This window comes from Ameyamaea chiangmaiensis, assembly GCF_013376175.1.
GTDB classification, from domain to species: domain Bacteria; phylum Pseudomonadota; class Alphaproteobacteria; order Acetobacterales; family Acetobacteraceae; genus Ameyamaea; species Ameyamaea chiangmaiensis.
The window spans coordinates 1-874 of the sequence record NZ_JABXXR010000339.1 but is presented as its reverse complement, the minus strand read 5'-3'; the positions used below and the strand labels follow the sequence as shown (position 1 = coordinate 874).

Genomic DNA, 874 nt, shown 5'->3' with positions numbered 1-874 from the left:
CGACGCCCTGCGCGTCGAGCACGGCGTGAAGGCGCGCGATCTCGTCGCAATGGGCGGCGTCGGGACGCCCGCTGGCCGAGCCGGCGTGACGCCGGTGGATATTGAGCGGGGCCGCGACATAGGCGACCTGCGCGCCGGGTTGCGACAGCAGATCGACATACAGCCGCCAGTCCCCCGCGACGCGGTAACGCTCGACCTCGTCGCCGATGCGCCGGAACGCGGCGAGCAGCGCCGTGCGCGCGAAGACGGCACTGCTGACATTGAGGATCAGGTTGCGCGCGGCCAGACAGCGGGCGACGAAGCCCGGCCCGTCGTGAATCCCGTCGCGCGCCAGCGCGTCGACCCCCGTCGACCGGCAATAGGGTATGTAGCTGTCGGAGACCGGTTGCCCGGCCGCGTCGATCGCGCGTGAATCGGTAAAGGCCATGACCGCGGCCGGGGCGCGGTCCAGTGCGGCGCACAGGCTGGCCAGAAAGGCCGGCTCGGCGGAATCGTCGGCTTCGGCGATCCAGACCCAGTCGCCGCGTGCGCGTTCGGCGGCCTTGCGCCATTGCCGGAAGACCGAGCCGCCGTTGCGGGCGGCCACCTCGACCGTGATGTCGCGCCCGGCATCGGCGGCGGCGCTGCGGGCCTCGTGCACCGAATCGTCGGTCGATGCATCGTCGAGCACCACAATCTCCAGCACGGGGTAGGTCTGGCCGAAGATCGCGTTCAGGCGTTCGCGCAGGAACCGCCCATACTGGTAGGACGGCACCACGACGGATACCCGGCGAAGGCCGGGCAGGCCGTGTTGCAGCAGGGTCTCGACATAGGATGTGAAGTCGAAGCGGGCCGCGCCGTGGCGTGCGCTCGCCGCACGCGCGCGCGCTGTCCG

The 874-nt window shown here is 71.3% G+C and carries 1 protein-coding gene; it reads right to left on the bottom strand.

Going from position 1 to position 874, the window contains the following annotated elements; translation table 11 throughout:
* On the bottom strand, positions 1-874 hold an 874-nt coding region (locus tag HUK82_RS16925; RefSeq protein ID WP_176615007.1), incomplete at both ends, for a glycosyltransferase family 2 protein.